At 63.7% G+C, this 25,716-nt stretch carries 18 protein-coding genes and 1 pseudogene; 7 read left to right on the forward strand and 12 right to left on the reverse strand.

Annotated features, from left to right (window positions below; all coding sequences use genetic code 11):
* Nucleotides 1-212 precede the first annotated feature (212 nt).
* Nucleotides 213-866 carry a hypothetical protein gene (locus C454_RS01030; protein WP_004971668.1) on the forward strand — a complete coding sequence of 218 codons (654 nt, stop codon included), beginning with the start codon at nucleotides 213-215 and terminating at the stop codon, nucleotides 864-866.
* Nucleotides 867-929: 63 nt separating this feature from the next.
* On the opposite strand, the gene C454_RS01035 is transcribed toward C454_RS01030, so the two are convergent.
* Both C454_RS01035 and C454_RS01040 read right to left on the reverse strand, forming a co-directional pair.
* Nucleotides 930-1,316 (reverse strand): Rid family detoxifying hydrolase, encoded by a 387-nt coding sequence (locus tag C454_RS01035; RefSeq protein ID WP_004971670.1) that lies wholly within the window; start codon nucleotides 1,314-1,316, stop codon nucleotides 930-932.
* 18 nt (nucleotides 1,317-1,334) lie between these two features.
* Entirely contained in the window at nucleotides 1,335-2,714 is a 1,380-nt protein-coding gene (locus tag C454_RS01040; RefSeq protein WP_004971673.1) for an aspartate aminotransferase family protein, read from the reverse strand.
* A gap of 158 nt (nucleotides 2,715-2,872) precedes the next feature.
* Here C454_RS01040 and C454_RS01045 point away from each other — a divergent pair, with 158 nt between their 5' ends.
* Nucleotides 2,873-4,540 carry an aldehyde ferredoxin oxidoreductase family protein gene (locus C454_RS01045; protein WP_004971675.1) on the forward strand — a complete coding sequence of 556 codons (1,668 nt, stop codon included), beginning with the start codon at nucleotides 2,873-2,875 and terminating at the stop codon, nucleotides 4,538-4,540.
* 68 nt (nucleotides 4,541-4,608) lie between these two features.
* Here the strand turns inward: C454_RS01045 and C454_RS01050 are convergent, their stop codons facing one another.
* The 3 genes from C454_RS01050 to C454_RS01060 all read right to left on the reverse strand — a co-directional run bounded on the left by C454_RS01050 (nucleotide 4,609) and on the right by C454_RS01060 (nucleotide 8,050).
* Nucleotides 4,609-5,406: an IclR family transcriptional regulator gene (locus tag C454_RS01050; RefSeq protein WP_049904874.1), complete on the reverse strand. Its 798-nt coding sequence runs from the start codon at nucleotides 5,404-5,406 to the stop codon at nucleotides 4,609-4,611.
* Nucleotides 5,407-6,062: 656 nt separating this feature from the next.
* Nucleotides 6,063-6,866 carry an inositol monophosphatase family protein gene (locus C454_RS01055; RefSeq protein WP_004971678.1) on the reverse strand — a complete coding sequence of 268 codons (804 nt, stop codon included), beginning with the start codon at nucleotides 6,864-6,866 and terminating at the stop codon, nucleotides 6,063-6,065.
* 737 nt (nucleotides 6,867-7,603) lie between these two features.
* The gene (locus C454_RS01060) at nucleotides 7,604-8,050 is read right to left on the reverse strand and encodes a universal stress protein (RefSeq protein ID WP_004971680.1); all 447 of its coding nucleotides are present in this window, start codon (nucleotides 8,048-8,050) and stop codon (nucleotides 7,604-7,606) included.
* A gap of 153 nt (nucleotides 8,051-8,203) precedes the next feature.
* On the opposite strand from C454_RS01060, the gene C454_RS01065 reads away from it, so the two are divergent.
* On the forward strand, nucleotides 8,204-9,598 hold the full coding sequence (locus C454_RS01065; RefSeq protein WP_049904875.1) for a GntP family permease: 1,395 nt from the start codon (nucleotides 8,204-8,206) through the stop codon (nucleotides 9,596-9,598).
* 72 nt (nucleotides 9,599-9,670) lie between these two features.
* On the forward strand, nucleotides 9,671-9,796 hold the full coding sequence (locus C454_RS21095) for a hypothetical protein (protein WP_269433872.1): 126 nt from the start codon (nucleotides 9,671-9,673) through the stop codon (nucleotides 9,794-9,796).
* An 18-nt stretch (nucleotides 9,797-9,814) separates the two neighbouring features.
* Here C454_RS21095 and C454_RS01070 read toward each other — a convergent pair whose 3' ends face one another.
* From C454_RS01070 to C454_RS01080, 3 genes and pseudogenes are all read right to left on the reverse strand, one after another.
* Nucleotides 9,815-10,693 carry an RICIN domain-containing protein gene (locus C454_RS01070; protein WP_338072486.1) on the reverse strand — a complete coding sequence of 293 codons (879 nt, stop codon included), beginning with the start codon at nucleotides 10,691-10,693 and terminating at the stop codon, nucleotides 9,815-9,817.
* A gap of 8 nt (nucleotides 10,694-10,701) precedes the next feature.
* Nucleotides 10,702-11,484 (reverse strand): annotated as a pseudogene (locus C454_RS01075) (family 43 glycosylhydrolase); the annotation flags it as partial.
* Between the two features lie 243 nt (nucleotides 11,485-11,727).
* Entirely contained in the window at nucleotides 11,728-16,572 is a 4,845-nt protein-coding gene (locus C454_RS01080; protein WP_152421504.1) for a glycoside hydrolase family 2 TIM barrel-domain containing protein, read from the reverse strand.
* A gap of 386 nt (nucleotides 16,573-16,958) precedes the next feature.
* Here C454_RS01080 and C454_RS01085 point away from each other — a divergent pair, with 386 nt between their 5' ends.
* Together C454_RS01085 and C454_RS01090 are read left to right on the forward strand one after the other, a co-directional pair.
* Entirely contained in the window at nucleotides 16,959-18,512 is a 1,554-nt protein-coding gene (locus tag C454_RS01085) for a family 43 glycosylhydrolase (RefSeq protein ID WP_239639844.1), read from the forward strand.
* Between the two features lie 1,238 nt (nucleotides 18,513-19,750).
* Nucleotides 19,751-20,362 carry a molybdenum cofactor guanylyltransferase gene (locus C454_RS01090; protein ID WP_049904886.1) on the forward strand — a complete coding sequence of 204 codons (612 nt, stop codon included), beginning with the start codon at nucleotides 19,751-19,753 and terminating at the stop codon, nucleotides 20,360-20,362.
* On the opposite strand, the gene yqeC is transcribed toward C454_RS01090, so the two are convergent.
* Entirely contained in the window at nucleotides 20,359-21,090 is a 732-nt protein-coding gene (gene yqeC / locus C454_RS01095) for a selenium cofactor biosynthesis protein YqeC (protein WP_004971690.1), read from the reverse strand. The two genes, C454_RS01090 and yqeC, sit on opposite strands and share 4 nt — an antisense overlap.
* A gap of 51 nt (nucleotides 21,091-21,141) precedes the next feature.
* Nucleotides 21,142-22,896, reverse strand: a complete 1,755-nt coding sequence (locus C454_RS01100; protein WP_004971693.1) for an aldehyde ferredoxin oxidoreductase family protein — start codon at nucleotides 22,894-22,896, stop codon at nucleotides 21,142-21,144.
* A gap of 278 nt (nucleotides 22,897-23,174) precedes the next feature.
* Here C454_RS01100 and C454_RS01105 point away from each other — a divergent pair, with 278 nt between their 5' ends.
* Nucleotides 23,175-24,314, forward strand: coding sequence for a CobW family GTP-binding protein (locus tag C454_RS01105; protein WP_049904887.1), 1,140 nt, complete (start codon nucleotides 23,175-23,177; stop codon nucleotides 24,312-24,314).
* On the opposite strand, the gene C454_RS20605 is transcribed toward C454_RS01105, so the two are convergent.
* Together C454_RS20605 and C454_RS01110 are read right to left on the reverse strand one after the other, a co-directional pair.
* Nucleotides 24,315-24,476: a hypothetical protein gene (locus C454_RS20605; RefSeq protein ID WP_004971696.1), complete on the reverse strand. Its 162-nt coding sequence runs from the start codon at nucleotides 24,474-24,476 to the stop codon at nucleotides 24,315-24,317. It lies immediately after the preceding gene.
* A gap of 68 nt (nucleotides 24,477-24,544) precedes the next feature.
* Nucleotides 24,545-25,702, reverse strand: a complete 1,158-nt coding sequence (locus tag C454_RS01110; RefSeq protein WP_004971697.1) for a glutathione-independent formaldehyde dehydrogenase — start codon at nucleotides 25,700-25,702, stop codon at nucleotides 24,545-24,547.
* Nucleotides 25,703-25,716: the final 14 nt, after the last annotated feature.

Here is a 25,716-nt window from a genome sequence, read left to right on the forward strand (position 1 = left end):
AACGAAATCCGTTTACAAACGGTCGGAAAGTCGGACGTCGACCCGCTGCAGTCGTGCGCTTTCCTCGCTGCGTAGCGCCTCCCACCGCCCTCGACCGGTGCGTTCACACGAACTGTAGACGAGACTTCGGAATACCTCGGCTATCGGCCCGATACGTCCGGATATTCGGTCCGTTCGTAACGCTTAATCGAATTCGTACACGCGTTCTGTATATGGCAAACGACGCCGACGGAACGGACGGCACCGACGACCTCGCCTACGCCGCCGACCGCGGCCGCGGCATCCTGACGCCGAGCGACCGCGAGTTCCTGCTCGGTCGGAAGACCGACTACACCGACCACTCGAAAAAGCAGAAGCGCAACCGGATTCGACGCCGCCTCCGCAACGCGATACTCGATTTCACCATCCTCTTCGAGTCGCTCGAAGACCGCGACCGCGAGACGGTGTTCAACCCCGACGCCGCCGACCGCGAGGCGTACACCCGGGGCATCACCGACATGCTCGCGTTCCTCCACCTCGGGACGATGGGCTACTACACCCCGTTCAAGGACATGCTCTCCGAGGGCGTCAACAAGGCCGAACAGGAACTCGCCGGCTCCGACTACCGGATGGTCACGGTCGACTTCAACGTCGAACCGGTCGGCCAAATCGACGTCGACGCCGTCATCGACAAACTCGAACGCGGCGCGTTCGACCAGCTCACGGACGAGGAGCTACAGGCGTTCGTCAGGCTCCTCGCGGAGTCCGACGACTTCTCTGCGACCGACCTGCGCGCCGACATGAAAGCGCAGATGTCGGCGTTCCTCGAGCGAATCGACGCCGCGAACGAGCGGCGCGACCGCCGGGTCGACGAACTGAACGACTGAACCGCGGTCCGCCACCCCTGAATAAACCCGGGGTCGCGCGGTTGCGCCCCCGCGAGCCGCGGCCTATCCGAGATACGCTATCGCGTCCATCTCGACGCGAACGTCGCCGGGCAGGCGCGCGACCTCGACGCAGACGCGGGCCGGCGGCACCTCGTCGAACCGCGCGCCGTACGCCTCGTTGACCCGCTCGTAGTCGTCGAGGTCGGTGACGTACACCGTCAGTTTCACCGCGTCGTCGAGGCCGTCGCCGCCGGCCTCGGAGACGACGGCCGCGATGTTGTCGAGCACGCGGTCGGTCTGTTCCTCGATGTCGCCGTCGACCTCCTCGTTCGTCTCGGGGTCGACCGGGCCGTAGCCCGAGACGTAGAGCGTGTCGCCGGCGACGACGCCCTGCGAGTAGGGGTTGTCCGTGCGCGGGGCGTCGTCCGTGATGACTCGTTCGGGTGGCATCGTGGTGTTCGACCGTGATTAGACTCGTTGCGTTTCGGCCGTGACCGCTTCGATGCCGTCGGTGATGACGTCGAGCGCCGTCTCCGCGAGGTCGCGGGTGAGCACGAGCGGCGGGAGCAGTCGCAGGACGTTCCCGTGCCGGCCGGCCTTCCAGACTAACACGCCGCGCTCGAAGCAGTACTGTTGGAGCGCGTCGGCCGCGTCGCCGTCGGGCTTGCCCTCGGCGTCGACGAACTCCGCGCCGATGAACAGCCCCTTCCCGCGAACGTCCACGATTCGGGGGTTGTCCTCCGCGACCTCCGAGAGCCGGCCGCGGATGTACTGGCCGAGGTCGCGGGCGTGCGCGAGGAGGTCGTGTTGCTGGATGTACTCGATGGCGCGGGTGCCGGCGCGCATCCCGACGACGTGGCCGCGGTACGTGCCCGCGTGGTCGCCCGACCCCCACGTGTCGAGGTCCTCGTGGTAGATGGTCGCCGACAGCGGGAAGCCGGTCCCGCCGAGCGCCTTCGCCGAGGTCATCACGTCCGGCGTGACGCCGTACCACTCGCTGGCCCACCACTTACCGGAGCGACCGAGGCCGCTTTGAATCTCGTCGAACACGAGCGGCACGTCGTTGTCGTCGGCGATGTCGCGGAGGCCCTTCAGGAAGCCCTTCGGCGGGGTGACGACGCCGCCTTCGCCCTGAATCGGTTCGACGAAGATACCCGCCGGGTTGGCGAGGCCGCCGTAGGGGTCCTCGAAGATGGCCTTGACCTCTTCGAGACAGTGGTCTACCGCCTCCTGCGGTCCCTTGCCCATCTCGATAGTGTTCGGGTAGGGCGCGTGGACCACGTCGGGGAGCAGCGGCGAGTAGTCGCCCTTGAACTTCTTGTTGCCGGTGAGACTCATCGCGCCGCTCGTCGCGCCGTGGTACGCGCCGCGGAAGGCGACGAGCCCGGTCCCCTCGGTGTTGTACTTGGCGAGTTTGATGGACGCCTCGATGGCGTCGCTCCCGGTCGGCCCGCCGAAGACGACGCGGTTGTTGCCGCGCAGTCCCCCGGGCGCGATTTCGTCCAACTTCTCGATGAGGTCGAGTCGGGCCTCCGTCGGGAAGTCGACGGTGTGGACGAACTTGTCGGTCTGCTCGTGGACGGCCTCCAACACGTACGGGTTCGAGTGACCCACGTTGAGCACGCCGATGCCGGCGAACATGTCGATGAAGGTGTTGCCGTCGGCGTCACGCACCGTCGCTCCCTTCCCGCTTTCGAACGCGATGGGAATGTCCTCGGGATACGAGACGGCACTACTGTCGATTCGCTGCTGTTTTTCGAGGAGTCGCGTCGATTTCGGCCCCGGAACGTCGCCCACGTTCGGCGCGTCGTCGAAGTGCAACTCGTGAATCGGCGGACCTGCGACCATACCTCAACCCATGTAGAACAGTCATAAATAATTTGTCCACGCTTCCTATTGATGACGTACACAGTATTCGGTTTCGGGACTGGTATTCCACGGTGATTTGGTTAGCGACGTAACAATAACCACAATGGATTTGTGCGAGGCAAGTCCTTCTTTTTCTAATGTTACACGCAAAAGGTCCGCTGCTCACGGTCGACTTAGGGGACGAGACCAGTCGGACGGAAGACATCGACGAGATTCTCGAATCCTACGTCGGCGGCCGCGGGGTGGCCACCCGCCTCGCCCACGAGCGCGTCTCATTCGACGTTGACCCCTTCAGCCCGGAGAACCGGGTTTACTTCAGCACCGGTCCCATGCAGTCCTCGAACATGAGTTTCACCGGCCGCACGAACTGCACCAGCGTCTCGCCGCTGACCGGCGGCCTCTGCTCGTCGAACGCGGGCGGGTTCGTCTCGCGGAACTTCGCGGACGCGGGCTACTCGGCGGTCGAACTCACGGGCGCGAGCGACGAGTTGGTCGTCCTCCACGTCACAGACGAGGGCGTCGAGTTCGAGTCCGTCCCGGACCTCGCCGGCGCGACGGTCCCCGAGACGGTCGCGTACCTCGACGACGAACACGGCATCGAAGCCGACCGGACGATGGTCGTCGGTCCCGCCGGCGAGAACCTCGTGCGCTTCGCCTCCATCATGACGAGCGAGGAGCGCGCGTTCGGCCGCGGCGGTCTCGGTGCCGTCCTCGGGTCGAAGAACGTGAAGGCGCTCACCTTCGGCGGCGACTCCGCGCCCGACATCGAGATTCCGTCGTCGCAGATGGAGATTCACCGCGAGGCCGCCACCGACGACCACATCATGAAGCGGCAGGGGACCGTCGCCGTGCTGGACCTCGCCAACGAGATGGACGGCCTCCCGTCGTACTACTTCTCCGAGCGCCACTTCGAGGGCGCGGAGGGAATCAACGGCGACGCCGTCGAGAAGAAGAAGTACAAGAAGGGCACCTGTTCCGCCTGCGCGTTCGCGTGCAAACTCCCCACGAGAGACGAGGAGGCGGGCGTGGAAACCGAGGGCCCCGAGTTCGAAGTCACCATGGCGTTCGGGTCGAACTCCGGCGTCGACGACATCGTCGAGGTGATGAAGTCGAACGAGCTGTGCGACCGCTACGGCCTCGACGCCATCTCGGCCGGCAACACCGTCGCGGCCTACCTCGCCAGCGAAGACGAGTTCGGCAACACCGACCTCATCCACGACCTCGTGGAGAAAATCGCGCTCCGGGAGGGAATCGGCGACGACCTCGCCGAGGGCATCGCCCGCGTCCACGACGACCTCGGCGTCGAGAACTGGACGGTCAAGGGGATGGACTTCGCCGCCCACGAGGGGCGCGTCCTCCACGGACAGGGTCTGTCGTACGCCGTCGCCAACCGCGGCGCGGACCACATGTACGCGGTGTTCTACTCCCAGGAGTACCCGCTCGTCGGCAAGGACGACGCCTACCCGCCGGAGGGGTTCGAGGGCAAGCCCAAGCGCCTCATCGAGAAGGAAAACCAGATGGCGCTCAACGACAGCGGCATCGTCTGCAAGTTCTCGCGGGACTTCATGACCCCCGAGCGCTACGAGATGCTGTTCGGCGCCGACTTCGAGGACCTGCTGGCCGTCGGCGACCGCATCGTCACGCTCGAACGGCACTTCAACAACCAGCGCGGCTTCGACCGCGGCGACGACACGCTCCCGTACGCCGACGAGTTAGACGGGTTCGAAGCGGCGCTCGAAGCGTACTACGAGCGTCGCGGGTGGACTGACGACGGCGTCGTCCCGTCGGGCAACGTCCCGGCGTAACGCGCTCGACTGACCGACTCGGTCGGTCCGACGAACGTTTCTCACGTCTCACTTTTCGCTTCTCACACTCACGCTTCGTTCGCCTCGTCCGCTTGAGTCCGATATAGTTCCGCGACGCCCTGTTCGAACCGCTCGGCGGCGCGTTCGAGCAGTTCCACCTGCGTCGCCCGCGTCTCCTCGTCGATGACGTAGGCGGGACCGCTCAGATTTAGCGACCCGTACACCTCGCCCCGCGGCGACTTCACGGCCTTTCCGATGGCCCAAAAGCCCTCGACCGCCTCGCTGCTGTTCTCGGCGTACCCTTGCTCGCGGACCGTCGCCAGCTCCGCGAACAGTTCCTCTTCGGTCGTGATGGAGTCGTCCGTCGCCGCCGGCAGTCCCCAGCGGTCGATGATTTCCCGCACCCGCGTCTCCGGGTACTCGGCGATAATCGCCTTCCCCGAACACGTCGTGTGGACGTGAAACGGACTGCCGTCGATGAGAAAGCGCGGCGAGTTCGCGAACTCGAGGTCGCCGTACAACGAGACGATTCGGCCGTGTTCTTCGACCGCGAAGTCCGCGTCCATCGACGACTCGCTGTCGAGCCACGAGACGGTCTCTTGGGCGACCCTGTAGTAGTCCTTGCGCGTCCTGACGTAGTCGCCGAGGTGACAGAACTTCGCCCCGAGGTGGTACTCGTTGTCGACGTTCACGACGTAGCCGTACTCCGCGAGCGTTTTGAGGTGGGCATGGACGGTGCTCTTCGCGAGGTCCGTCGCCTCGACCAACTCGCCCATCGTCGCTCCCTCCAGTTCGAGGATGTGGTCGACGAGCGCCAGCGAGGCGGCGGTCGTCTTGAGCACGCCGGACGGGTCGTGTCTATTCATGGAGGGGAATCCACGGTCAGGGGTTAAAGATGTACCTCCGTTTGTTGGGGCCAGTCATACCGACCAGCGACTGAGACTCGATGCTGAACACCCGGGGGGTAGGCGACCGGTCCTTTCTGCTCGGCGACGCAGTCGGTTCCGGACAGTCGAACGTTTATACGTGCTCTCTGAGGTTGATAATAGTTAACACACGCCTTAACGATGCTTACGAAGGATACAGATTGGAATTATCCGTTTTTCGACGGGGAACCGACTTGCCTCTATATACGTATTCGGAAGTTAGGAACGTCGAGTCTCCCGAGACGCGTGAGCTTCGGATTTACGGGCGATTGAAGGCTTGAGACCGCTTCGCTCGTCACGGCTTTCGGACGCGTGAACGTTTAAGTGAGGGCGCGGACCGGGGCGATGCCACCGAACTACCACTCGCACCCCGCGTCGGCGGTCCGCGGTCTCGGCGTTCGTTCTCGGTCGGTTCACGGCGAACTCCCGTCCGTAGCCTCGTGACAGGATTATTATGTTCGTGGAGTCTCTCGGGGGTTACGTCTCTCGCCGACGGGGTTTCTACCCATTTTCATTACAGACATAACCGTGTAATTCTGACGCCCCCGGCCACCCGTCACGAAGTCTGTCCGGTCGGGCGGTGGTGGGCGGCGCTGCTATCGCGTCGCCTCGAACGCCGCCTGCGCCGCTTCGAGTACCTCGTCGTGTGCGTGCCCGTTCGACGCGACGAGACCCGGCTGTCCCGGCCCCCACCTGTTTCCGTCGAGGTCGGTTACCGTTCCGCCCGCGCGTTCGACGAGGTAGACCCCGGCCACGGTGTCCCACGCGTTCGGCTGTTCGTCGAGCCCGACGACCGCGTCTATCGACCCGTCGGCGAGTCGCGAAAGCGTCAGTTGCGTCGTCCCGAGCTTCCGCATCTCGCCGAACGTGCCGAAGATGTCTCCAGCGAGTCGCTCGATTCCCGGTCGGTCACCGTCCTGATACCGGAGCGTCGAGGAGACGAGAAACGCGCTGGTGTTCGACTCGTCGTTGACGGTGATCGGGCGCCCGTTTCGCTCGACTCTCTCCTCCGTGGCGATGTAGGTATCTCCCGTCTCGGGGGAGACGTTCACCGCCGCAATCGGCGTCTGGTCTCTGACGACGGCGACGCTCGTCACCCACTCGCGGGCACCTCGGGTGTAGTTTTGCGTCCCGTCTATCGGGTCGATAATCCAGGCGTATCCCGACTCGGGGACGGTCTTCAGTTCGTCTTCTTCCTCGCCGACGACCGCGTCGTCGGGGAACCGCTCTCGAATCGTCGAGATGACCCGCCGTTGTGTCTCGCGGTCGACTTCCGTGACGAGGTCTATCGCGTCGCCTTTCTGCTCGATATCGAGTTTGGTTCTGAAACGCGCCGACGCGTGGTCGGCACCTCTCTCCGCGGCGTCGATTGCGACTTCCTCGCGGGGGTCCGTGTCCATAGCGACTATGTACTACACGGCGAGAAAAAGCCTCGGACAGCGGTCAAGTCTTCGCGGTCTTTCGGCGAATACGCGACGGGAGTTAGCTGTCGGGTAGTTTCTCTCCGGGCGAGTGTACGCGTTCTGAGGGTCACAACACGCCGACTCGCGGTATCTCGACCGTTCTTCCTCTCAGAACGATCATCCGCGATTTGACACGAGTACGGCACCCCCAAGAGCGGGGCTCTGCGCCCAACCGTGGCCCTTCGTCCGAGGCCACGCGTTAGCTCGCGGCCGAAACCGGCCTCTGTAGCGCCTCATTCGCGACTCCACCATCTCTGTGATGAATCTCCAAGTGAGGTCGCTGCTCGTGGGGGGCGTGCCGACAGGTGAGGCCGAAGGATTCGATACATTCTGTCTTCTTGCGCGTCTCGCGACTCCCGACGCAGCGGTCTCTTCAGCGCCTAAAATGTCGATACTCGAATGAATCTGGCCCATTCTATTACACATATAATTTTGTAACGTTTACTCGTGTGTGGGCGATAAAAATTCTCAGATAGCAAACGTGATGTTGGCAATCGGTGCCGCTGGTCGAGGGTCGCTTTCGCTTTCGCGTGAGTCGGCTAGCGGAGGTCCCGAAGGAGAACGGAATCGCTGTAATTCGCCTGTTCACGTGCGCGCTTCACCAACCGAACAGTCCGCGATTGAGCTCCCTCACCGAGCGAGAGATACTCACTGACGGTTCCGGGAGGCGAGGTTCACCGAGTGGCGACGGTGACGAATCCGTCGAACTCGAGGATGACTCGCTGCGTGGTGTCACCGAAGATGGCCTTACCCGCCGGCGACCGTTGACGTCCGGAGAGGAAGATGTGGTCGCACTCGTTTTCCGCTGCCGCATCGAGTACTTCGGTGGCTTTGTCGCCGAGGGAACCGACCGCCTGATACTCCACCTCGAAATCAGCGAGCACTTCGCGACCGAGGTCTCGAGCGAACTCCGTCGCCCCCGCCCGCGCGTCGTCGTGTGTGTAACTCCCCGAGGACCTCAGGAGCGTCTCCATCGTCCCGCGTCGGGCTTTGTACTCGTCTTCCGTCGTCACGTGAATGAGGACGACGTCGGCGCTCATCCCCTCGGCAATCGAACCGGCCTCGCGGACGACCTTCTTCGAGGTTTCCGATGGGTCTACGACGGCTAGTACTCGTTCCATGTCGCCTACACGCGAGCCCTCTTTGAAGAAACTACGGGCTGTTGACGTACAGACGCCTTCCGAAGGCCACGCAGTTCCGAAGGCCGCAAACGAAGTTATTCATTGACATATAGTAACGATTATTAACTAACATGATTGAATGACAGACGGATCATGACGGTGGAGTTTGTCCATAGTCCGCTACTCACGTTCGTAGTCGGGCTCATACTAGTTGTACTGTTCCTCGTCGTGTGGGACCTCCCCGCGTTCGTGGGGTTGGGCCTCGCCGCGTTCTCCGTCGGCATCGTCAACTCGGTGTTCGTCTCGGACTTCGCTCTCGTCGATGCGGCGACGAGAACGGCGGCGGCGTTCGGAAACGGGATGGAAGGTATCGGTATCCCGATCCTCATGGCGGCGATCATCGGCAAGTCGATGCTCGAAAGCGGGTCCGCTCAACGTGTCGTGCGGACGTTCCAATCGCTCGTCGGAAGGGATAACTCGGAATTCGCGCTGTGGGGAAGTAGCACGGTCCTCTCGATTCCGGTGTTCTTCGACAGCGTCCTGTTCCTTCTGGCGCCGCTCGCCCGCTCGATGCGAGCACGCCGCGGAAAGAACTACGTGTTGTACCTCATCGCCGTGGGCGCCGGCGGCTCTGCGGCGCACGTGTTCATTCCACCGACTCCCGGTCCGCTGGCAGTCGCCAGCGAAGTGGGCGTCGACCTCGGCATGACGATGGCTGTCGGTGTGGCCGTCGCGATTCCCTCGGCGACGATGTCCGGTCTCGTCTTCGGCCACTGGGCCAACGCTCGGATGGATATCCCGCTCCGAGACTCGATGGGGACGACGACCGAAGAACTCGAAGAACGGGCACAGCAGAGCAGTAGCTCGCTTCCGGGGACGTTCGAAGCCGCGCTCCCGATACTCCTCGCGGTCGCGTTAGTGAGTTCGCTGACGATTCTCAACACGCTCGAACCGATTTACCCGTCGCTCGCGGCTGTCAGACCGGGAATCGCGTTCATCGGAGACAAGAACGTCGCCATGACTATCGCTGGGCTTACAGCGGCGCTCACGTACCTCCGCTGGTCCGACCTTTCGCGTTCGCTGTGGGAAGACGAACTCACCGAGGCCCTGAAGAGCGGCGGGAACATCGCCGCAATCACCGCGATGGGTGGCGCGTTCGGCGCGCTGCTCGCCGCGTCGGGAATCGGCCCGTACATCGCCGATAGCCTCCGTGGCATCGGTATCGGACTGCTGGTGACCGCGTGGCTTATCGCCGCCATCGTCCGAATCGCACAGGGGTCAGCAACCGCCGCGATGCTGACGACCGCGGGTATCATGGCACCGCTGACGAGTCAGCTCAACGTACACCCCGCGTACCTCGTCATGGCGATCGGCTCGGGCGGCATCATCTGTTCGTGGTACAACGACTCCGGCTTCTGGCTGATGAAGGAAATCGGCGGTCTGACACAGATGGAGACGCTGAAAACGTGGACGACGCTGACGACGATTATCTCGGTTACGGGAATCGTCTCGATTCTCGTCTTCTCGACTGTCGTCCCGCTCGCGTGAATCTCGGCCGTCGAAACCGAGCGTCACACGGAAGCGACGCACGCACCGAGACCGCAGTCGCGTACTCTTTTCGTGGCCGATGGACGGTCCGCGCCGCCCGAGGACGTGGTCGGGTCCTCTCTCTTTTCCGCCAGCGACGACGCGTCGGTCGTCACCGACCACTTGCTGTACGTCGACGGCGGCTACGCCGTGCTGTGACCCCGGTCGGTCGCTCGGTCAGACCGAGGTGAACGTCCACAGCTGGTGTTCGCCGCCGTTGTCGCTCCACTGCTGGACGTTGTCGCCGTCGGCGGTGCCCGCGCTCGCCACCTCGGCGAGTAGCCCGCTGTTCGCGTTGACGAGGCGGTACTCGCCGCCGCCCGCGTCCTCGATAGTCCAGGCCTGACACGGGTGGGTGCTGTTGCTGTACTGCTGGATGTTGTCGCCCTCCGCCGTGCCGGCGTTCGCGACCTCCAACCAGAGGCCACTGTTGACGTTCGTGATCGCGTAGGTACCGTCACCGTTCGCCGTGACGTCCCAGTCCTGACACGCGTTCCCGGTGTCGGCGTACTGGCGGACGTTGTCGCCGTCGGTCGTCCCGGCGTTGGCGACTTCGAGCAGTTTGCCGCTGTTGACGTTCGCGATGTGGTAGGTGCCGTCGGCGATGGGGCCGCTCTCACAGCCCGAGGGCTCGCCGGGTACGGGGGCCTCGCTGCTCGGCACGCCGTTGCAGGCGATGACCGGCCAGTCGTTGTTGTCCCACTCGATGCGGTCTTGCATCATGTAGCGCGTCCCGTCGTCGGCGGTCGCCTCCACGTGGTAGAAGCACCACCAGTCGCCGTCGGGGCCCCGGAAGACGTCGTTGTGCCCCGGACCCGTGAATTCGCTGTTGCCCTGGAGGATGGGGACTCCCTGGTGGGTCTCGGTGAGGTCCCGCAGGTCCGTGCCGTTCTGGTTGTAGTACGGTCCCGTGAACGACGTCGCGCGGCCGCATTCGAGGCGGTAGGTGCTGTCGTAACCCTCACAGCACTGCCCCGAGGAGTAAAAGAGGTACCAGTACCCGTTGTCCTGGAGCATCNGTAGTACGGTCCCGTGAACGACGTCGCGCGGCCGCATTCGAGGCGGTAGGTGCTGTCGTAACCCTCACAGCACTGCCCCGAGGAGTAAAAGAGGTACCAGTACCCGTTGTCCTGGAGCATCACCGGCCCCTCGATCATCTGGCCCGCCATTTGGAACTCGGTGCCGGGGACGATATCGTCCATCGCGCCGTTCATCTGGACGGCGTAGATGCCTTCGTAGCTGCCCCAGACCAGCCACGGCTGGCCGTCGACGATCACCGTGTCCGCGTCGATGCAGTTCGTCAGGTCGAGGTCGCCGCTCTCGATGACCGGTCCCCGGTCGGTGAAGGGGCCGTCGGGCGTGTCCGAGGTGGCCAGGCCGATTCCGGCGTTGTCGCTCCCCCAGACCGACAGCGAATAGTACAGGTGATACTGGCCGTCGTGGTATCGGACGTCGGGTGCCCAGCAGCCCGGGTCCGACTCCGTGGGGTGCCAGCCCGGCGTCTCCGTGAGCGCCGGCGCGATGTACGACCAGTTGTACATGTCCGTCGACTCCGCGATGGGGATGATGTCTTGGGGCGTCTCCGTTCCGTACGCGTAGTAGGTTCCGTTGTCCTCGATGATCGACACGTCGCCGAACCCGATCGGCCCGACCGGGTTGTGGTAGTGCGTGGAACTCTCGTCCGCACTGGCCGTCCCGCTCAGTCCGAGGCCGCCGACGGTCGCCACCGCTCCCGCTCCGAGCGATTTGAGTACTGTCCGTCTATCGATGTTGTTGTCGCCATGACGTTTCGTCATGTCTTCTAGCGCACAGGTTGTACGTATATAATGTTTGTTGATAACACACATGCTAGCTCGGTCGGAACCGCGATGAGAGGACCGACGGCAGCACGGCAGACTGAACAGCAGTTCGGAAGGGAAGCTACGAACGATATCGGGTTGATCCTCCTGCGATACCGACGACGCTCTTCGCCCTGCGACTCTCGGGCCGATCTCTGGCTCCGGTTCGGTTCTCGACACCGAGTTCGCGTCTGCTGCGCCCCGTTCTGTTACGAGCGGGCAGAACGAGGACCGAAGACCGAGGCCCGAACGCTACTCCTGAGCGTCGGGGAGCCGTCGGTTCGCAAGCGCCATCGGGTCGTCGCTGTCGGGGTCGAAGGGCCGAAGGACGACGCCGAACGAAGTCGACTCGACCGGAACCTGATACCGGTCGAGTGGTTCGGTCGGGGTTCCCCCGAGGCCGGTCACCCGGTGGTCGAGGTTGAACCCGACGGACCCGCGTTCCTCCAGTTCGGATTGGTGTTCGGCCGCCGCGAGATTCGCCCACTGTTCGAGGCTGACGTTCGCGTCCTCGGCTCCGAACGTCCCGAGGAGAGACACCTCGCCGTCCGAGAGCGTCGCCCACCGCGTCTGGGCCTTGTTCCCGTTGTCGGTCGGGGGGAGGTAGGGGACGTACTGCTCGTCCACGGTTCCCTCGTAGCGCCCGATTGGGACGCCCCACTTGCGGTCGGGGTAGGTCTCCAGCTCGCCGCGACCGTACCACTCGAAGTCGCCGAATCGCTCGGGGAGTTCGAGTTGGACGCCGACCTTCGGCAGCCAGCCCTCGACCGTCTCGCGAAGCCCCTCGTTGGGGCGGGCCTCCACGTCGACAGCGACATCGCCGCTCCCGTAGACGCGGTAGTGATAGCTGGTGGCGAAGCCCGGACCGTTCGCATCTTCGACGCTACTGAACTCGTCGAGCGGCAACCACGCCACCGCGCCGTCGAGCGGCGTGTCCGCGGCGAGCCCCCCGAGTTCGTCTTCGGAGAGCGCGCGGTCGTAGATGCGAACCTCGTCGAGTGCGGTCCCGTCGGCGACGCTCGAACCGACCTGCGCCGGCGCGTCGATGTGTTGCAGCGTCCCTTCGTAGGACCCGGTTCCGAGGCGTTCCCCGTCGACGAACAGCGTCATCTCGCTGCCGTCCCAGACGCCCGCGACGTGATGCCAGCCCTCCGTCCAGTCGTCTGGGACCGGTCCGTCGGCGACGTGCCAGCCGTCGGCGTTGAACACGAACTCCAGATACCCGTCACGACCGCTCTCGCGGCGCTTGAGCAGATACTGTCGTCCGCCCTTGGAGACGTAGACCTGCGCCGCGCCACCGTCCTGTGGCTCGCCGGGGTGGACCCAGAACTCGATTGTGAGCCCCGCGTCGGTGATGTCGAGGCTCTCCGACTGTCCGAGCGAGAGCGTGCTGTCGTTCGTGAACTCGACGGCCTGCCCGGAAGCACCGGTGACGATTCGGGCCTCACCCGTGAGCACGCCGTCGTTGCCGTGTTCGGAACGGTCCGGCGTCTCAAGCCGACGGGACGGCTCGGCGCCCTCGGCGAAGCCCTCGACTGCGACCTCGACCAGCGACTCGTCGAGACGCTCGACGTCGACAGACTCCACGGAGTGCGTCAGTTCGTCGAGACCCGCCTCGTACCACGAGAGCGCGGGGGCGCTCCCCCACTGCTGAATCTCGTTCATCACCGGGGCGCGCCACGAATTGAACAGCGGGCCGCGTTCGAGCAGTTCGGTTCCCTCGTACGCCATCGAAGACAGCGTCCCCGCGTCGTCGGCAACCACGTACTCGAAGCCGTCACCGGAGATGGTGATATCGCCGGCTTCGTCGACCGATAGCGGTCCCATCGAATCGAGCGACGCGGATTCCGGTTCTGGCGCGCCGACGGGGACTTCTAACTGCTCGAACGCGACTTCGTGACCTGCGTCGGCGTAGGCGGTGCTTTCGGCCAGCGTGAATCGCACCGTTAGTCGGTACTCGACGCCCGCCCCGGGAGCGGACGGCGCTTGGACGGGGAGGCCGACGCGACGGGTCTCACCCGGACCGATGTCCACGTCGAAGCCACCGGTGCGGAGCGTTTCGCCGTCGGCGGTCAGTTCCCACCGCCCCTCGACGGCGTCGAGGGACGTGAAGTTGTAGCGGTTCGAGATGTAAATCTCGCCCGCCGCAACGTCGGCGTCGGCGACGCCGACCGGCTGGTGGCTGTGTTTGAGTTGCCACAGTTCGGGCTGCGGGTCTCGGTCGGACCAGACCAATCCGTTGAGACAGAACGCACCGTCGGGGCCGTCGCTATGGTAGAACTGGAACGGCTCGCCGTCCGCCGTGGTGTCGTTCAGGTCCTGGTTGACCCAGTCCCAGATGAACCCGCCGACGAGGCTCTTGTCTCGCAGCAGGTCGGCGAAGTCGTACGCGACGAGCGCGCCGTCCCTTCGCTCGCCGTCGGCATCGCTCGTCTCGTCGGGGTTCACGGCGCGGTCGTAGATGCCGACGCCGTCGACCGCGAGGTCGCCCTCGCCGCCGACTCGGACTGGTTCCGAACCGGCGGGAAGTCCCGAGCCGGAGCGATTCGACGTGCCTGCGCGCTCGCCGTCGACGTAAATCGCGAGCGCGTTCGAGTCAGCGACGCCGACGATGGTCGTCCAGTCGCCGAGGCCGCCGTCGGGAATCGGGGACGTGGCCGTGCCCTCGCCGGCTCCGACCGAGAATTCGATTTCACCGTTCGAAAGCGTCAGCGCGTACCTGCCTTCGTCGACGACGATGGGGACGTCGCCCATCCCGGCACTATCGGCGACGGAAATCGTCGCGCCGACCGTGAACTCGCCGTCGTGTTCGAGCCCGGAGTTTCGTCGGATTTCAATCGCGTCGCCCGCGCCGAGTTCGACCGCCCCGTCGGTGTTCCCACCCGGTGCCGCGTCCGGCCCGGGGACGACGTCCGGCGACCCGACGAGCACGCCGGGGGTGTCGGACCCTGCCCGGTCGGTCGCTTCCCGGACTGGCGGCTTTATGTGCTCGTTCCACATCTCGTGGACGAGTCCCAGGCTGTTGCCCATCGCGTGGTTGTACTCACCCATCACCACGGGACGGAGTCCGTCACCGATGTACGACCCGTCGCCGACCGACAGCAGCGTCTCGATGTCGGCGTACCGTGGTCCGAGCATGTCGCTGTACTCGACGTTCCAGCCGCCGCCGTTGGGTTGGTGATAGAGCAGGCGGTCGGACGCTAGCCCCTCCGGAGTTCCGTCGAATGACTCGACGGTTCCGACGCCGCTCACGTCGGCGGTATCCTCGGGGATGTACTCGTCAGAGTCGGCCGCTAGCGACGCCATCTCGAGGTGTTCGGCACCCGTTCCGGCCTCGTTGCCGGTCGACCAACTGAAAATCGAGGCGTGATTTCGGTCTCGAAGCACCATTCGGCGGAACTGCGCGACCGCCTGGTCGTGGTAGACCTCCGTGTTCGCGAGCAGTTCCTGCCACCAGTGGCTCTCGACGCAGACTTCGTCTTGCAGGTAGAGTCCGTACTCGTCTGCGAGCCGGTACAGCGACGGGTCGTTCGGGTAGTGGGAGGTCCGGACCGCGTTGATGTTGAACCGCCGCATCGTCTCGATGTCCTCCCGAACGCGCTCGATCGGGACCGTTCGCCCGAAGTCGGGGTCGGTCTCGTGGCGGTTCACGCCCTGAATATCGACCGACTCACCGTTGACCAGAACCTCGGCACCGTGTCGTCCGCGGGTCGTCTCGTAGGTCCGGAAGCCGACTTTCTCCAGCATCGCCTCCGTCGGCTCGCTGCCGACGGGCGCGAGCTCCAGCGCGAGTTGGTAGAGGTTCGGATGCTCGGCCGACCACTTCGCGGGGTCCGTTACGTCGGCATCGAGCGTGACTACCGCGCCGTCTTCGTCCACGGCCGCGGTCGACGAGAGGGTCGTAACCTTGCGCCCGCGCGGCGGCCCGCGGCCGGACCCGGCGTTGTCCGGCGGGCCGCGACCCTCCGGTTCGTCGCGCCCCTTCCCCTTCCCGTTGTCTCGACCTGCCGCGTTCGTACCGTTCCCGCGCGGTGGTCCGCGCCCCGGTTTCGTGCGGGCGGTCTCGTAGAGGTGCGCGCGGACCTCGTACTCTCCCGCGGGCGCATCGCCGTAGTTCGCGATTTCGGCGTCGATACGAAGTTCGCCGTCTTCGTAGTCGTCGTCGAGGTCGGTGCGCGCGTAAAAGTCCCTGAGGTGTACCGTCGGCGTCGCGAACAAGTAGACGCTTCGGAAGATGCCGGCGTACCGGAACATGTCGATCGTCTCCAGCGCCTCGCTGTCGGACCAGTGATACACCTGCACCGTGACCTGGTGGTCTCCGCCGGCCTCGACGTGGCTGCTGACGTCGAACTCGGCGGGCGTCATCGACCCCGTCCGGAAGCCGACGTACTCGCCGTCGACCCACACGAAGAAGGCCTGCTTGACGCCTTCGAAGTGGAGGAACGTCTCGCGTCCGTCCCACGCCTCTGGCACTGCGAACGACCGTCGGTACGTGCCCACGGGGTTGAGGCCGTCGTCGTCGATGCCCGGAACGTCGACGGTGCCGTTCCCGTCGGGCACTAAATCGCCATCTTGACCCGGCTCGTAGGCCTCCCAGGTGATGGCATTGTTCGCGTAAATCCGCTGACCGTAGCCCTGGGTCTGCCAAACGCCGGGAACGGCTATCGACTCCCACTCGTCGCTCGTAAGGCCGTCGTACGAATCGGGAAGGTCGGCAGGCCTCTCGTGGAACGCGAACTGCCACTCCCCGTCGAGTAGCCGGACGTACTCCGACTCCGCGAATCGCGATTCGAGTTCGGTAAACGGTTCGTCCGCCGTCCGGGCCGCGTGCACGGACCCGTAGGGAACGGCGGTCGTAACGTGCGTCGGCTCGACGTTCTCGGCGACTATCTCGGGGTCTTCGAGGTACGCCGCGAGATTCGGGACTCGGCCGGGCGACCCCGGCGCGTCCGTCTCCGCCGCGGCACCGGATTGCGAACCGGCTCCCATGGCTACCGCGGCCATTCCGGTCGCCTGCAAGAACTTCCGTCGCGTCGGCGTGAGCCGACTATCGGGTGACTGTTCGGGTTGTGTCTTCCGCCGATTTGAGTGTGTCATGGTGCTTCGATGTGCGGTAGGAGGTCTAGAGCGCTCGTCAACCGCCTTCCTGACGCGCAGTTGAGGAACTACGACCGTCAAACTATAATCATATACAGTTAACTTAATTCTAATGGCAGTATCACATAGAACCAATAGAAAATGTGCGAAGTATTATCTGGTTGATGACTACTTGTCACTGAATAGCCGACTCGGCTCGCAATCACGCCGTGTTAGATAACTGCTATTTCGAAGCCACTCTCGCCTCGTGGCTCATGATGTGGCCTCTCCGCGCCTGTCGGTCGAGAAGCCGGTTCCACTATCGTGTTCACCCGGAGTGAGAAGAAACGAGCCAGACAATAACAGTAAAAAGCATTATGTATGTGTGTCTATAGTTTAGCAGTTGCATGGCAGATGATGACAGTGGCATGAACAGGCGGAACGTCTTGAAAAGCATCGGTATCGGCGCTCTCGGTTCGACTCTTGCAGTGGCGGGGAGCGGGTCAGTCTCTGCGACGACGGACGATTCGACACACTACCACAACGCACTGTACGGTCCTCACTTCCCCGACCCGACGATTCACCGGGACGGAAACGGAACCTGGTGGGCCTACGGAACGAACATGAATCGGAACAACGACTCCGACGAGTTGCTCGTCCCGATTCTGCGCTCTGACAACCTCCACGAGTGGACCTACGTCGGCGAAGCCTTCGACTCCCGTCCGGGCTGGACGTACGGGTCCATCTGGGCACCGGACATCCACTACTACGACGGAGAGTGGGTGATGTTCTACTCGCTTTCACCCCGCCCGTGGGAGAGCGGTGAGTTCGGTATCGGCCTCGCGAAGTCCGACACGCCGGACGGGCCCTTCACTGACTACGGCCAGATTATCGGTGACAACGACCACGCCGGCGGCGGGTCCATCGACGGGTATTTCGTCGACTACAACGGCACGCCGTATCTGTTCTGGGGGAGCTTCCAGGGAATCTATCTGGTGGAGCTCACCTCGGACCTACAGGACTGGAAGCCGGGGACGCTCCAACAGGTCGCCGGTGACGCCTACGAGGGGTCGACAGTCTTCTACCGCAACGGCTACTGGTACCTGTTTGTCGCAACCGGGACCTGCTGTAACGGCTACAGCAGCACCTACGAGGTGGAAGTCGGGCGCTCGACGAACTTCTTCGGACCGTACACCGACGTGTCCGGAACGGACATGATGAACTACAACAGCGACAACGCCGGCATCGCGCAACTCACCTCGAACGGTCGGTTCGTCGCGCCCGCCCACGGAGACATCACGACGGACGACAACGGGCAGGACTGGTTCGTATATCACGCCTACGACCGTACTGGTCCGGAGTACGTAGACGGCGTTCCGGCCCGGCAGTTCTTCATCGACCGCGTCGAGTGGACAGACGACGACTGGCCCGTCATCGCCGGCGATAAGACGCCCAGTCTTCAGTCGGTCGAACCGAACACCAACGACAGCGGCATCCTCGCCGACGGGATTTACGAGATTCAGAACGTCAACAGCGGGAAAGTGATGGAAGTCGCAGATGCCAGTACGAGCGACGGTGCGAACGTTCGGCAGTGGACCGCGAACGACTGCACCTGCCAGCGGTGGTGGGTCGAGTACATCGGCGGCGGCGAGTACCGCATCGTCAACGAGAACAGCAACCGCGCACTCGACGTGCCGGACGGGACGACCACGGACGGCGCGAGTCTCCAGCAGTGGCCGTGGTACACCGGTGCACCCCAGAAGTGGAACATTATCGACAACGGTGACGGGACCTACCGCATCAAAAATATCGCTACTGATGACGTTGCTGAGGTGTACAACGCCGGGACTACTGACGGAGACGACGTCGTCCAGTGGCCGTGGAACGGTGGGGACCAGCAGCGGTGGAACTTCAACTTCATCGGCGGCGTCCAACCGCTCTGGGACGGCCGCCCGTGGTGATCGGCACCGCTACGTCACGACGACAGCGATCCAGCACTGCAGCCTTCGACCCCGCGTTGCAATGACTGCCGCTTAGTGTGGCTCGCAATTCGGCGCATCGTCGCTGCACCGACGCGCCGTTTCTCCGTTCGAACTGGAATCGGTTTTCCCTCCTCTCCCGTGTTCACTTACTACGCTACAATATTTCGCGGCTCACTGAGTTCCCGCTGAAAGCTGGGACTGATGGAGAGAGGGACTGTCACCGGTCATCTGCTGGAGGGTGCGTTGAGCTAATTTCCGGTACTGGTTCCACAGACTAATTTGTGGACCATCCAGTTCGCTTTTCGTGAGTGGTGGCGCCGTCTATTGGTGAACTGTCTCAGTCGACCTCTGACAATCGCAGAGAACTACCTCGTGTAACCCATTTTTTGACCCTGTTTCGCCCGTAATAACGTCGAACCTCTCGACAAAGCCGCGCAAAAATTCTCACTCCCCGAAACTGCGTGGCCGAACCGATATCTGATTTTATATAGCGGTATATGATTCATTTGCTCGCCACCGACTTCCCCGCCAATGCTACTAAAGCTCATTGTCTACTACAGACAACGACGCTAGTATTCAATTCAAATATATTTCACAATCGCTGATTGTCTCGAAAATCACGGATTCAGATTCGGATTGGTCGGCGGAGCCCCGGTTTGGGTGCTCCGACCCGGGGGTTGTGGACCGAACGAGCAACTCGCAGGTGAGACACGAATGTAGTGACGATCTGTTCCAGTGCGTCGCCAGAGTATGCGACTCGATGTTGAACTATCGGGCGGTTAGTTCTGGAAATAGCTTCTTCGGCTCTCACAGTTCTATTCTGCGGGGTTTGGTGTGTGCCCATCTCCTGTTTTCACTCGTCTTGTACCGCAATACGATAGTCGCGGATTTCATAAATTGTATAGCGCAATATCGTCTGTCTCCCTGACCGCTGATTCGGAATCCGTTCTGGATTCTCAGCCAATTTTAAATGAATTAAAACATAGAATAACACAGCTATCTGTGTAATGGTTCCAGTACGTTCTCGCCCCCTCACATGTCCCGAAATCAAACGTTCAGACTCCTCAAGAGGTATCAAACACACAGAATGGACCGGATTCGAGCGACGGTAGCATGGAATACAGCGCGGTACGATGCTGAAACCAGTACGAACTGACCAGATCGATATCCGGTTCGTAGCACAACTGCTTTGCACAACGAAGATGAACACGCTTAGTATGCGAACCGGTGTCATCATCGCCGGAGGGTACTCGACGCGGTTCGGTGCGGAGGACAAAGCAGTGGCGTCTCTCGCTGGGACCCCTCTCATCCGTCGCGTCGCCGACCAGATGGTCGATGTAATCGATAGCCTCGTCGTCAACTGCCGACCGGAACAGACCGCTGCACTCCGAACCGCGCTCGACGGTTACGACCGCCCGATAACGATTGCAGAAGACGCAGCGTGCGACGAGGGTCCGATGTCGGGAATCATGACCGGGCTGCGGGCCGTGGAGACGGAGTACGCGTTCGTCGCCGCATGCGATATGCCCTTTCTCGAACCCGCGCTCATCGACGGACTGTTCGAGCGGGCGGCCGGCCACGACGCCGCCGTGCCGCGGGTCGGTGACGGCTGGTTCCAGCCTACTCACGCGGTGTACCGAGCCTCGGCGATGGCCGACGCTTGTGAAACCGCGCTAGCTGAAGGGAGCCACAAAATCATCGACCCGCTGTTCACGCTCGACTACGTCGTCGTTGGGGAGGACGAGGTGCGCGAGTACGCGAGCCTCGATACCTTCGAGAACATCAACACCCCCGAAGAGCTCGCTCACGCGGCGGAGCGGTTGCGCTAGCGCTCCACGAGGCGGACGACGGGTTCGGAGGCCGTTAACTGCGTCAGTACGACGCGTGGGACGTCCGACTGTGCCAGAACGGCCGAAGCGATTTCCCGTGCGACAGCCTCGAGGGCCGCGTCGTCAACCTTGTTCAGCACGGGAATCACTGTCGCACCGTCGGGGACGCCCGCGTGGCCGCCGCGTTCGCTGGTGAGTACTGTTGCGACGTCGGACGGGCGGATCGTGTCGCCGAGTTCGAGGTCGGTGAGAGCGGCGACCCGTTCCGGGCGGTGGACGCACGCTTCGGTGAGTGGCTCACCGACGGCGTGGACGCTGGCGATGGGAAGGACGGTGTCGGCGGTCGTCGGGAGCCGTGGTTCGCGGTCTCCCGGGGCCTTGAACTCGCGCATCCGTGCACCGTCGGCCTTCACCAGCACGGTGTCGGTGGCGTCCGATTCTCCGATGGCGTCGACTACGCCGGGGTCGTACCCGCGGTAACGGTTGTCGCGGTCGCGGTCGGGAACGACGCCCACCGGCCAGTCCGTCGTGCGTTCGAGCGCGGCGACCGGGCGCTCGGTCACGACCACGTCGGCGACGTGCTGGTCGAAGATGGGGATGCGGACCGTGGCCGTCACGACGGCGCGGTCGAGCCGACGCGCAAGCGCGTACAGCGTGGACTTCTTCCCGCCCGCGCCGACGACGCAGACCACGCCGCTTCGAGCGCGGAGCGCATCAGAGAGCTTCATATTCGTTCCACGGGGAGTACACAGTTCGTCGTCCAGCCGTTCGCGTGGTATTCAATCATGGAGTGGGTCGAAGTCCTCGGTGAGTTCAGTAAGGTCGAGGCGGTCGATAGTCCGAGTCGTCGGCACGCCGTTTTCGTTCCAGCCGCGGCGGCGGTAGTACGCGTCGAGCATCGAGTCGAACTCGTCGCGCTCGACGACTGCACCAGCGCGCGGTCCCGTCGCAAGCGGCTCTTGGAGCGCGGCCGGCAGCGTGTCGTCCTCGCGGGAGATACCTTCACGGACGTTGAACAGGCGCGTCACGTTCCAAACCCGTTCGCCGACTGTGGCGAGTTCCCCGGCGGTTTCGAGACCGACCGATTCGAGCCATTCCCGGCCGAGGTCGTCGAGCGCGTCGCCGAAAAAGTCATCGGCGATAAGACTCCAGAGTACCGACCGCTGGTCCTGTTCGCGAATGACCTCCGCCGCGGTCCGGTCGGCTCCCCAGTTCCCGTCGAACACCTCGCGCTCGATGGGGCGCGCCCGCCGGTGGCACGCACCCCGGTCGCTGGTCGCGTACGCGAGCGCCATGCTCTGCGCGCCGCGCGGATCGTAGGCCGGGAGCGCCATCGACTTCACCGTGGGGACGAGGTCTCGCCCGCCGAACCGCGTCGCCGCCGCTTCGACCCCGTCCGCGAGCGCGTCGCCGAGGGCTGACTCGCGTTCCGCAATCTCCTGCAAGAGGGCGCGTGCTCCGTCGGGCTCACCGAACGAGAGCGAGCGGTCGAGTACGTCGGTGGCGTTAGCCTTAATCGTCCACGCGACTGCACTGCCCGCGCTAATGAGGTCCATCCCGAGGCGGTCGCAGGTCTGTCCCAATACAGCGACGGCGTCGAAGTCGTCGATGTCGAGTCCCGCCCCGAGCGACATCGCGGTGGCGCCGCGTGGGACGTAGTCTCCTTCCTCCGTGGCCACGCGATACCCTCCCGGAGTCGCCGCGTCGGCGTATTCGCGACCGACGGCTCGGTCTTCGACTGTCGTGATGCCTAACTCGTCCGCCGATTCGAACTGTCCGTCGCTCCAGCCTCGCGTCGAGAGCGCGCCGATTTCGTTCGCGAAGTCGATCGTCTCGACGGTCCCGCTGGCCCGTAGCCACTGTCCGGTAGAGGTCTCTCGGTACTTCGTCGCGTAGGCCTCTCGCAGGTCGTCTAACCCGTCAGGTGGGTCTCCTTTCGCGATGATCGCCTTCAGCCGCTTCGAACCCATCACCGCTCCCGCTCCCCCTCGGCCCGCGTGGTGGTCGCCGGCGTCGGAGGCGACCGTGGCATATGCGACCTGTCGTTCTCCCGCGGGGCCGATACACGCGACGGACGCATCCGGGAACGCTCGGGCCGTTTCGACCGTACTGGCACCCCACGTCTCGGCAGGTACGATTGTAGCGCCGCCGTCTTCGATGACGAGGTGCACGGGGTCGGACGCGATGCCCGTGACGAACAGGCCCATGTGCGACCCGAGCGCGCCGGCCAGAGAGTCGGGGAACTCACCTCCCGCGTACGAGTCGAGAAAACACCCCGTCAACGGGGATTTCGTGATGGCGGCGTATCTCGACTCGCCCGGCAGATAGCCCGAGAGCGGGCCGAGCATGAACAGAATCGCGTTTTCTTCGCCGAGCGGGTCGACGCCGGCGTCGAGTTCGTCGTAGAGATAGCGGGCACCCAACCCTTTTCCGCCGACGTATCGCTGTCGCCACTCGTCCGGAATCGGCGTACTCTCGACCGAGCCGGCGGACAAGTCGACTGTGAGGAGTCGGTCAGAGATCGGAGGTGCCATCTGGTCGTTCGTCAGTACCGGCGACCAAAAAGATGCTGCCGTTCTCGCGGGCCGTTGAGCGATTTCGAGGAGCGAACGCCTCCGACAAAGACGCACGGCTCGGTTTGTTCGGTGTTCGAGGTGTCCAACACGACCGGACAGGAACCCAAAAATGTCAATTATGGGTTATGATGTGTTTCACCGACGGTAGTTCGGAGAACGGCGGGTTCTATAGCCTGTTTGGGTCGGTCGGCCCAGTCTTCAATACGACCACCCGCGAGGCGTCATACATCATCGATATGTCCACAGCGGAAATACCGATTACGGTCGTTAGCGGTCCACTCGGGGCGGGTAAAACGACGTTGGTCAATCGACTCCTGAACGACCCCGGTGACAGAGACATCGCCGTCGTCGTCAACGACATGGGCGAATTGAACGTCGACGCGGAGTTAGTCGCGTCAGAGGCTGACGATGGGGTCGTCGACCTCTCGAACGGCTGTATCTGCTGCCGGTTGCAGGACGACCTCGTGACTGAGGTGACGCGGTTGGCGGAGAAGCGCTCGTTCGACTATCTCCTCATCGAAGCCTCGGGAATCAGCGAACCGCTCCCGATTGCGCGGGCGCTGACGGGCGAGTCGAACGAGGGCGGTCTGCCGGAACGACTCCGGTTGGATACCACGGTCTCGGTCATCGACGCCTACGGGTTTTGGAAGGCGTTCGACCCGGAAGAATCGCTTCCGGACGCCGCCCCCGACCCGGAACGGCCGTTGACGGAGGTGCTCGTAGAGCAGGTCGAATTCTGTGACGTGCTGTTGCTGAACAAATGTGATATGGTCCCCGATGATGCGTTGGACGCCGTCGAAGCGGAGGTTCGAGAACTCCAGCCGCGTGCGACCCTCCACCGGACGACCTACAGCGAAGTCGACCCGACGCGGGTTCTCGATACGGGGCGCTTCGATTTCGAAGCGGCGAAGCGCCACCAGGGCTGGAAACAAGCCCTCACGGGGGACGGGACCGAGGCGGAGGCGGACCACGAGCACGACCACGGCCACGACCACGAGCATACTCACGACGGAGACGTCTCGGCCGCGACGACCCACGGCGTCGAGTCTTTCGTCTACCGTCGGGACCGTCCGTTTCATCCGCACCGCCTCGACGCGTGGCTCGATGACTGGCAGGGGAACGTCGTCCGTGCGAAAGGGTTCGCGTGGGTTGCGAGTCGCCCCGAGACGGTTCTCGGCGTGAGTCAGGCGGGGCCGTCGGTACAGGCCGGTCCCATCGGCCGGTGGGAAGACGAGGACCCCGAGACGCGACTCGTGTTCATCGGCCGCGACCTCGACGAGGGCACACTGACCCGAGAACTCGACGAGTGTCTGACGACGACGGACGAGCGAGCGGCGGAGTATCCCGACGACCCGTTTCCTCGCGGCCCCGCCTGATCAGGTCGCGCCGAAATCGACCTCTTTTCGCAGTTCGTCCCACGATTCGTGGAAGCCGTAGGTAGATTCCGACTCACTGCTGACGTCCGTCTGGTACACCTCGTCGTACTCCAGCAACTGGGTCCAGCCGTCGTGGTATCGGTAACTACAGTACTGACACATAGAACACGTTACCGGACTCCCCGGCAAAGGAGTGTCGGTGAGGGGGGCGGTTGAGAGACTCCGCTACGTCAGGGCTCCAGCAGTACCTTCGTGACTCCCTCTTCGCGGTTGTCGAACTTCTCGTACATCTCGGGCGCGTCGTCGAGGCCGACGCGGTGGGAGACGACCCAACTCGGGTCGGCGCGGCCTTCGATTATCATGTCCCGGAGTTTACGGTTGTACTCCTTGACGTTACACTGGCCGGTTCCGAGGGCTTGGCCCTTCTCGAAGAGGAGGCCGAAGTCGATGCCGAGGCGGCCCTGAGCGGCCATCTCGTCGGGAGCGCCGGGGTCGTCGGGCACGTAGAGACCGGGGATACCGAGTTCGCCGGTCGGGCGGACCGTCCGAATGAGGTTGTTGATGACGACCGCCGGGTTCTCGCGGGCGGGGTCGTACGCGGAGTCGGCTTCCTTGTCCGGGTCGATAGCCTGATAGCCGACCGCGTCGACGCCCTTGTCGACGCCGCCGCCGTGAATCTCTTTGATCTGTTCGACGGGGTCGCCCTCCTCGAAGTTGATGGGAGTGGCGTCGCAGTGTTCCTCGGCGAGCGCGAGGCGACTGGGAACGCGGTCGACGACGTAAATCTCGGCAGCGCCCTTGAGCTTGGCGCTGTAGGCGGCCATCAGGCCGACCGGTCCGGCACCGTAGATAGCGACGGAGTCACCGGCCTCGAGATTGGCGAGTTCCGTGCCGTGCCAGCCCGTCGGGAAGATGTCCGCGAGCAGCGCGAACGAGTCCTCGTGCTCCCGTCCGTCCGGTAGCTTGAGCGCGTTGAAGTCGGCGTACGGAATGCGGAGCTTCTCGGCCTGCCCTCCTTGATAGGGTCCCATGGCGACGTACCCGTACGCTCCCCCGGCGAACCCCGGATTAACGTTCGTACAGAAGCCGGTGTAGCCGTTCTCACAGTTCTCACAGAAGCCACAGGCGACGTTGAACGGTGCGACGACGCGGTCGCCGACTTCGAGGCTACTGACGGCCTCGCCGACCTCTTCGACGATACCCATATTCTCGTGGCCGAACACGATTCCCGGCTCCGCGGCCGTCCGTCCCTCGTACATGTGGAGGTCGGACCCGCAGATACAGGTCGTCGTGATGTCGATGACGACGTCGTTTGGATGTTCGATCTGGGGCTCTTCGACTTCTTCGACTGCGACTTCTCGTTCGCCTTTGTAGACGACTGCGTTCATAGACATTGTGCGGA

It is taken from the genome of Haloferax gibbonsii ATCC 33959, from assembly GCF_000336775.1.
Taxonomy (GTDB): domain Archaea; phylum Halobacteriota; class Halobacteria; order Halobacteriales; family Haloferacaceae; genus Haloferax; species Haloferax gibbonsii.

Bases quoted from the DNA above. Each gene is read 5' to 3' on its own strand.
- yqeC (WP_004971690.1), bottom strand. From the start codon at position 21,090: ATGAAGCTCTCTGATGCGCTCCGCGCTCGAAGCGGCGTGGTCTGCGTC.
- C454_RS01030 (WP_004971668.1), top strand. From the start codon at position 213: ATGGCAAACGACGCCGACGGAACGGACGGCACCGACGACCTCGCCTAC.
- C454_RS01110 (WP_004971697.1), bottom strand. From the start codon at position 25,702: ATGAACGCAGTCGTCTACAAAGGCGAACGAGAAGTCGCAGTCGAAGAA.
- C454_RS20605 (WP_004971696.1), bottom strand. From the start codon at position 24,476: ATGTGTCAGTACTGTAGTTACCGATACCACGACGGCTGGACCCAGTTG.
- C454_RS01090 (WP_049904886.1), top strand. From the start codon at position 19,751: ATGCGAACCGGTGTCATCATCGCCGGAGGGTACTCGACGCGGTTCGGT.
- C454_RS01105 (WP_049904887.1), top strand. From the start codon at position 23,175: ATGTCCACAGCGGAAATACCGATTACGGTCGTTAGCGGTCCACTCGGG.
- C454_RS01040 (WP_004971673.1), bottom strand. From the start codon at position 2,714: ATGGTCGCAGGTCCGCCGATTCACGAGTTGCACTTCGACGACGCGCCG.
- C454_RS01050 (WP_049904874.1), bottom strand. From the start codon at position 5,406: ATGAATAGACACGACCCGTCCGGCGTGCTCAAGACGACCGCCGCCTCG.
- C454_RS01080 (WP_152421504.1), bottom strand. From the start codon at position 16,572: ATGACACACTCAAATCGGCGGAAGACACAACCCGAACAGTCACCCGAT.
- C454_RS01060 (WP_004971680.1), bottom strand. From the start codon at position 8,050: ATGGAACGAGTACTAGCCGTCGTAGACCCATCGGAAACCTCGAAGAAG.
- C454_RS01045 (WP_004971675.1), top strand. From the start codon at position 2,873: ATGTTACACGCAAAAGGTCCGCTGCTCACGGTCGACTTAGGGGACGAG.
- C454_RS01065 (WP_049904875.1), top strand. From the start codon at position 8,204: ATGACGGTGGAGTTTGTCCATAGTCCGCTACTCACGTTCGTAGTCGGG.
- C454_RS01055 (WP_004971678.1), bottom strand. From the start codon at position 6,866: ATGGACACGGACCCCCGCGAGGAAGTCGCAATCGACGCCGCGGAGAGA.
- C454_RS01100 (WP_004971693.1), bottom strand. From the start codon at position 22,896: ATGGCACCTCCGATCTCTGACCGACTCCTCACAGTCGACTTGTCCGCC.
- C454_RS01035 (WP_004971670.1), bottom strand. From the start codon at position 1,316: ATGCCACCCGAACGAGTCATCACGGACGACGCCCCGCGCACGGACAAC.
- C454_RS01085 (WP_239639844.1), top strand. From the start codon at position 16,959: ATGGCAGATGATGACAGTGGCATGAACAGGCGGAACGTCTTGAAAAGC.